Here is a 7,066-nt window from a genome sequence, read left to right on the forward strand (position 1 = left end):
AGCAGGCAGTCTGGATTAAAACATGGCCTGAGGTGACCATTGGAGCCGGGATCTCTTCTAAAATTGTATTACCCTTCTTTAAATCCTGTATGATTTGTCTCATCTTTTTACTCTTCCCCTCTTATCACATTCATAACAATATTTCTTTTATCTTCCTGTTAACTCTTCATAGATTTTCTTTAACTCTGGGTAGCCGCTAAGCTGCGTGTGCCTGTTTTGCAGAATATCTATGTTTTCCATCTCCTTTATTTTACTCATTAGTTCAGATGAATTACTTATGCCGTAGAGGCATACCCCTTCAGGCCTTTTTACACAGTTGGTAGCCAGAACATTTTTGTTTAAGTAGAGAGCCTCTTTAACGGATAATGAATCCCCGTCTGTTGACGTGTTGCGGATGTAGCAGTCTGATAATTTAAGTATTTCAAAAAAGCTGTGAGGCACCGTGATCATTAAAATGTTAACTGTTAACTGTATGTTACTTCTGCGAAAGTAATTTCTGTAAGAGGCACTTGGATCAGATATTATTAAAGCCTTGTCGCACACCTGACTGAACACCCGGACAAGCTCACTTATGCCGTAAATTTCCTGCCCCCTGTCATCATACATAACGCCAAAGGCGTTTGTGCAGAAAACCGTTTTATACGCGGCCCTTAAGGCTTTTACCTTTGAACTTATCTCGCCTGGAAGATCTTCTTCAATGGGCGGAGGAATAAAAGCCGATATTTTTTTTGTTTTCCTGTTGTATCTGGAGGCAAATTTATAAGCCCCCTCATTTAGCACAAGGGGGAAAGTGGAAAAATGGATCGATATCTTATCGAAAAAGTTTTTTACCCTGCTCTTGTTCCCCAGGCTCCCGTGATAGGTGTTGATATGCTTTTTCCCGGTTAAAAATGAAACTAACGTCAGAAGCGCTCTCAGGTATACGCTTGATATATTAAGGTGTACAACCCTGTATGAGAGATATTTTGGAATAAATTTTTTCAGTGTCGAAGCCCTGAGGCTCATCGCCTCAAAGGGAACATTATCCCTCCTTAAATTATAGAGAAGCCTTTCAATATGTATAGTTACTCCTCCTATCGGAGGCGGTATTTTACCGATTATAAAAATCCCCGGTTTACTCATTCATCAGCTCTTTTCCGCATACATTAAAACCTATGCACTAACCTTCTTAATCCCGCCAAGAGGAATAAGCTTTTCCTTATTCTTTACCAGAGAAAAATACAGATCTGTATATCTGCTAAGGCATGCCTGCAGGCTGAAATCCATCACCCTCATCCTTGCATTCTCAGAATAATTCTTCCTTTTTTCAGCGTCTGTGATCAGCCGGAAAATTGCCTCTGAGAGCATTTGAGGATTTTCTTTCTCCACAAGGCTGCCGTTTATATTGTTTTCAATAACTTCGCTGTTGCTGCCCACATCTGTTGCAACAATAGGAATGCCTGATGCCATGGCCTCCAGCATGGAGATTGAGAGCCCCTCCCATTTTGAGGACATTACCCATATGTCGTTCTGATAAAGGAGGTCCGGAATGTCACTCCTGGCCCCCAGGAACTTAACGTCATTTTCCAGCTTCAGCTCTTGAGTCAGCCTCAACAGATCATCTTTCAGACTCCCCGTACCGGCCAGGTTTAAGGCCGGAACCGGAATCCCTTTTGCACTGAGGCGGTCTTTTAGTATTGCAAAAGCTCTAAGAAGCGTATGGTGGTCTTTCTGCGGCGCAAGGCGCCCGATTACAATCAGGTTTCTTACTTCAGAACAGATCTCCCTTTTATGCTTCTGGAACTTTTGGACATTAACGCCGTTGTAGATCAGCCTGATCTTCTTTTCATTAGGATGGATGTAGTGTTTAATGACAGAGCTGCACTTTTCTGATATTGCAACAAATCTGTCCGTCATGGGCCTGGCAAGAATTTTCTGCAGCAAGGGATAATTAACTACAGTATTATGAACTGTCTGAACAAGTTTTATTCTTGTGCCTATTATGGCAAGCGAAGTATAAAAGGTTGCAAGCTCTGAATGCGTATTTATTACGTCAGGCCGTCTTACCTGTATAAGCTTTCTGATCCTCGCAACAACACCGAGTCTTCCCTTTCCGGCAACCTTCCCGATATTGGCATAGGCAACGTTATTCTGGAACAGCTCTCTTTTGTACTTTTCTTCAAACTGCTTGTCCTCACCCTCACCGACTGCCCAGACTTCAACAAGAATATCCTTGCGCGTATTTATAGCCAGATCCTTGATCAACAGTTCTGCTCCGCCGGGGCCAAACGACGATATAATATGCACGACTTTCATTTTATTCACCTGAATCTTATGATTATACAACGTTATCAGATAGAATTTTATAACTTAATCTTACATTTGATTGCTGTTGCCTTTGAGCAATTTCCCCCTGAAGGCTTTCTCCTGAAGCAGCTTTTCTTTAGCTAAGCTTTTTTCTGCTTTCTTATCTTCCTCAAGATTTATTATCCTGCGTGCAAAGTTCTGCGGCTCCTGAGCGACACTGGTTTCAGGGACAGTCCTTAAAATCCTGTGTATATTCATCACCAAAGCAACAGAAAGCCATAAGAATTTATTGTACGTAATTCCAAGGGTAAAACCCATTAGAACGTATGCCAGAAGCGACATGTAAATCCAGAAGTGATCACTCCGTCTTATCTCATTAAAATATCTTGAAAGCAGGTCTAAAAGAAATATGACAAACACCATAAAGACTATTATTCCCGATTCGGCAAGCACTTCAATAAACATATTGTGCGGGGCTACAGAGTCTTGGCTCAGGAAAGTTTTTGAATATCGGGGGGAATATTCCGCGTACTCCCTCATCCCTACGCCCAGTAAAGGCTTATCAATAAACATATTTAGGCCCGCCTTCCAGCTGTTCATCCTCGTCTGTGCCGTACCGGTCTCCTGTGTCCGGCCCAGCATGTTCTGCACCGCCTCCATGTTCTCCAGCTTTTCCTGGAATACGAGAAGTGAAACGACAAACATCAGAAAACCCAGCCCGATTACAATCAGGCTTTTTGTAAACGAAAGGCTTAAATAACGTATAAGCACAATGGGTATTAAAAACCCAAGTACAAGAAAACTTGACATTGAGCCAGCCAGGAAAAGAGCATATATAAAAACTGAAAATGAAGCAATAAGAAGTATAATTTTAAAAACCAGATTTTTACTTTTTGAAAAAAGGTATATTGAAACCGGTAAAACAGCAAGCAGCTGCGCGGCAAACTCATTCGGGTCACCTGTGCCGCCTGTTCTCCTGAAAGTCCACTGCGATATAGGCTCTGAAACAAATGCGTAAAGTGAGGAAATCAGAAGAGAGGCCCATATCATGTATAACACTTCATCCAGGTCATAATTTATAAAATAGATAATGATAACCAGCATCGAAATCCAGAGGAGCGAATTTTCAAAAAGCCTTTCAAATCCGGAAAAGTCAATGAGCATGAGAAAATATGTTAACATAAGAAATATGAAAAAAGGCTTTATATGCCGCAGCATCTTCCAGTTAAGAAGGTTAAGGTAAAGCCTCCTGAGGTTGGTAAGAATGAATAAAAGAAATATGCCTTTTAAGGCATTCTCACCAAATGTGTCAACAAGAAGGTTGTCGTTGAAAATGCTGAAAATAAAAATAAAAACAACCGCGCTTCTTAGTATCCTTAAATAATTAAGCCTGGACATAGTTAATTCTTCTTATTAAAATCTTTGCATAGACATATTCACCTAAAACCATTACAACGTTAACCAGCGCCACTCCGAGAATTAAGTGGCTTTCGACCAGGAAATTCGTAATCACGACTACCATGAGGAATCTTATTATATTCAGCAGCACTTCCATTTTATTATAGTCATACGTCTTAGACAGCACCGTAATAAGCCCCAGATAGACATTCATAAAAGTCGACAGAAAAAGAATGAATGAAAATATTACCGTATTAAAGGACAGGTATCCAGGCCTGATCAGGTATACTATGTATGAAAGCGCAAACGAGGAAAATACAATAAGCACCATAAAGTGCCAATACATGCTTTTTATGTTAGCGATATAGGACCTGATGAAATCGGCTTTATCCATGCTTAAACGCGCAATAAGGTAGCTTCTGAAGGTTGTGTAGAAAACCAGGATAATTCCGATAAACGTCATTGCATAGCCAAGATCTGCAACAACCATGTTATTCTTTCCTGTCATAAATATGACCAGGTATCTTACTGTATAGAGGTAAAGGAAACCCGAGATGTATGTTAACAGCGAAAACCTGAGGAAGGAGTAAACCTTTTGGGCAGCTTTTCTTATTAATGAAAAAGAAAAAATGTTGTACAGGGACAATGATTCCAGAATAAGCCTCACATTTACGTAAAGCAGATGGACGATTGTTATTGAGAACGGGTAAAGTAGCGTTTCCAGGAAAAGCTGCCTTATTGAAAAATCCTTCAGATAATAAAGGTGAAGGAGGAACACAACCCTCAGGACCAGTATGAGCACCGAATGAAAAACAAGGGTTTTTATTTTATTTATAGCTAGCAGCCAGTTTTTAATAAAGAACCACGCAAGCTGCGCAATAACAAGGAAGTATAAGAGCGAGGAGTCCACAGGAAGTTCATCTATATTAAATACCTTATCGAAAAATGTGCTAAAATAAAGCCCTATAACAATTATCACCCCGAAGAGGATCATCTGCAGATAGCTGTTAATGTATTTAACAGACTGATCCAGCTGATAAAACCTCAGGAAACTAACCGAGAAGCCTAACTCGAAGATAAAAGCAAGGACCATTAGTATCTGATTGCCCGAGGAGAAAAATGCCATGTAATCCGTATTCAGAAGATACGGGATCAGAAACCCCACCAGATAGGTCGAGGCACTATAGATCATATTGGATAAAAGGAACCAGGAGGTCTCCCCTAAGAATTTTTCCTTCAGCTTGTTTTCCTGAATAAAATCCAGCAGCCGTTTCCCCTGCTGTGTTCGGGAGAGTTCTCCCAGCCACTTGTAAGAACCTTTAGTAACAGAATCTGATTTACTTATCATGCTTTCACTATCTTTGAATTCTTAATTCCCCTTTTGCCAAATGCGTTTCTTGTGTCTATAATAACAGAAGCACATTCGCTAATGAGATTATAGTTATAGTCTGAATGATCTGTACTGAGAACTATAAGGTCATAGCCCGAAAGGTTCTCCCTTGTAAGCTCAACTGAAATCATGTCAAAACTATACTTTCTTGTCCTCGGCAGCTTAGGCATATAAGGGTCGCTGTAATCAACTTTGGCCCCTTTATCCCTGAATATCTCAATAAGCTTTAATGAAGGGGACTCTCTCGTGTCGTCAATATCCTTTTTATAGGCTGCTCCCAGAATGAGGACGCGGGAGCCGTTTAAGGATTTCTTCTGCATATTTAAGGCTTCAAAAGCTTTTTCTACAACATAGTAAGGCATGAATGTATTGATTTCTCCTGCCAGCTCAATAAATCTGGTGCTGCTGTCGTTTTCCCGAGCCTTCCAGGAAAGATAGAATGGATCGATAGGAATGCAGTGCCCGCCTAATCCCGGTCCGGGATAAAAGGGGTGAAAGCCGAAAGGCTTTGTAGATGCAGCTTCAATTACTTCCCAGACGTCTATATTCATTTTGTCGAATACAAGCTTAAGCTCATTTACAAGCGCAATGTTGACAGAACGGTAGATGTTCTCAAGCAGCTTTGCAGCCTCTGCAACACGGGTGGAGCTTACAGGGACGGTTTTATCTATTACGTGACCGTAGAGCGCCAGTGCAGCTTCCAGACACACGGGTGTTACGCCGCCAATTACTTTCGGTATAGTGGCAGTCGTGTACTTCTCATTGTTCGGGTCTTCCCTTTCGGGTGAAAACGCCAGGTAAAAATCCTCGCCCACCTTCATAGTAGGCTGTTCATTTATTTTTTCTTCTGCCAGTTCATCTTTTGAAACCTCTTCTCCCACAGCCCCTGCAGGCTGAAGCTCTGCCTCCTTAACCCGCTTTTCAAACATTGGAAGTAATATCTCTTCTGTCGTTCCTGGATAAGTTGTTGACTCAAGCACTACGAGCTGCCCTTCCCTTAGGTATTGGGAGACTGTTTTTGCCGTATTGACTACATAACTCATATCAGGCTCCCGGTGCTCATCTAAAGGTGTCGGCACGCAGATTATAATTGCATCAGGCTCCTTCAGGCGCGAAAAGTCTGTTGTTGAAGTAAACCTGCCCGACTCAACGGCCAGTTTAATTTTTTCGGCATTAATATGCTTTATATAACTTTTCCCCTCGCTCAAAAGTTGAATTTTCTTTCCGTCCAGATCAAAACCGATCACGTTAAAACCCTTCAGTGTAAATTCCAGACTAAGCGGAAGCCCTACATAACCCAGACCGATTATACCAACAACAGCAGTCCGGTCATTGATTTTCTCTACTAATTTCATAACCTTCCTTCATTTTTTCTTAAAATTTATTTCTTACCCAATCTGTCGGCTATAAGAATAAGGCTTGTTACAATAGCCACCGGTGCGCCGATGAAGCTGAATATTTCACCTATGGTAACCGCAGAGCTGTGGTCTATTACAATTGTGTCCTCATCAAGTATCTGCAGGTCTGTCTGGCGGACTTTCGAAGGCTCCTCAACGTTTATTTCCTTAATAATTGAACCGCCGGTCTGAGTGTCTCTGAAGACCTTTACTTCATCCATCAGTGCATGGTCGCGCGGCCCGCCTGCATATGCAATCATCTGTACCAGATTTGTAGAGGCCGGGACCTCATAGCGCCCGGGGTTTTTAACATATCCCCAGATATTAACCTTCTTCATCAGTTCCCCGCCCTCATTCTCAATTCTGTAATATGCAGTCTGAGCGCAGGCATCAGAAACAAGTATTGCAATAAATAACGCAACGAACAATATCACACCTTTTTTCATCCCACCCCTCTTTTAATGCAGAATGCTTAATGTTGAATGCTTAATTGCCTTAATGTTGAATCCGCCGCCGCGGAAACGTTGAACGTCGAACGTCGGTAACTATTTAGGTAGTAGTCATAGTTAAAAAGGAATATCCCTTAAAGACAGCG

6 protein-coding genes are annotated in these 7,066 nt (G+C 41.5%); all 6 read right to left on the reverse strand.

The features are described from left to right. Positions 1 to 147 precede the first annotated feature (147 nt). The 6 genes from HF312_19770 to HF312_19795 are packed head-to-tail and all read right to left on the reverse strand — an operon-like array spanning position 148 to position 6,917. Positions 148 to 1,122 carry a hypothetical protein gene (locus HF312_19770; protein ID MCU7522461.1) on the reverse strand — a complete coding sequence of 325 codons (975 nt, stop codon included), beginning with the start codon at positions 1,120 to 1,122 and terminating at the stop codon, positions 148 to 150. A 30-nt stretch (positions 1,123 to 1,152) separates the two neighbouring features. After that, entirely contained in the window at positions 1,153 to 2,295 is a 1,143-nt protein-coding gene (locus HF312_19775; protein MCU7522462.1) for a glycosyltransferase, read from the reverse strand. 60 nt (positions 2,296 to 2,355) lie between these two features. Next, positions 2,356 to 3,684 (reverse strand): O-antigen ligase family protein, encoded by a 1,329-nt coding sequence (locus tag HF312_19780; GenBank protein ID MCU7522463.1) that lies wholly within the window; start codon positions 3,682 to 3,684, stop codon positions 2,356 to 2,358. Next, positions 3,671 to 5,032, reverse strand: coding sequence for a hypothetical protein (locus HF312_19785; protein ID MCU7522464.1), 1,362 nt, complete (start codon positions 5,030 to 5,032; stop codon positions 3,671 to 3,673). Before HF312_19785 ends, HF312_19780 begins: the two co-directional genes overlap by 14 nt. Next, positions 5,029 to 6,429: a nucleotide sugar dehydrogenase gene (locus HF312_19790; GenBank protein ID MCU7522465.1), complete on the reverse strand. Its 1,401-nt coding sequence runs from the start codon at positions 6,427 to 6,429 to the stop codon at positions 5,029 to 5,031. The genes HF312_19785 and HF312_19790 overlap by 4 nt, the downstream gene beginning before the upstream one ends. 26 nt (positions 6,430 to 6,455) lie before the next feature. Next, a complete protein-coding gene (locus HF312_19795) occupies positions 6,456 to 6,917 on the reverse strand; it encodes a hypothetical protein (GenBank protein MCU7522466.1) in 462 nt (153 codons plus the stop codon). Positions 6,918 to 7,066 lie beyond the last annotated feature (149 nt).

This window comes from Ignavibacteria bacterium (assembly GCA_025612375.1).
Classification (GTDB): Bacteria; Bacteroidota; Ignavibacteria; order Ignavibacteriales; family SURF-24; genus JAAXKN01.

What these genes read in the sequence shown, in the direction of transcription:
- HF312_19770 (MCU7522461.1), bottom strand. Translation starts at nt 1,122, where the DNA reads ATGAGTAAACCGGGGATTTTTATAATCGGTAAAATACCGCCTCCGATA.
- HF312_19775 (MCU7522462.1), bottom strand. Translation starts at nt 2,295, where the DNA reads ATGAAAGTCGTGCATATTATATCGTCGTTTGGCCCCGGCGGAGCAGAA.
- HF312_19780 (MCU7522463.1), bottom strand. Translation starts at nt 3,684, where the DNA reads ATGTCCAGGCTTAATTATTTAAGGATACTAAGAAGCGCGGTTGTTTTT.
- HF312_19785 (MCU7522464.1), bottom strand. Translation starts at nt 5,032, where the DNA reads ATGATAAGTAAATCAGATTCTGTTACTAAAGGTTCTTACAAGTGGCTG.
- HF312_19790 (MCU7522465.1), bottom strand. Translation starts at nt 6,429, where the DNA reads ATGAAATTAGTAGAGAAAATCAATGACCGGACTGCTGTTGTTGGTATA.
- HF312_19795 (MCU7522466.1), bottom strand. Translation starts at nt 6,917, where the DNA reads ATGAAAAAAGGTGTGATATTGTTCGTTGCGTTATTTATTGCAATACTT.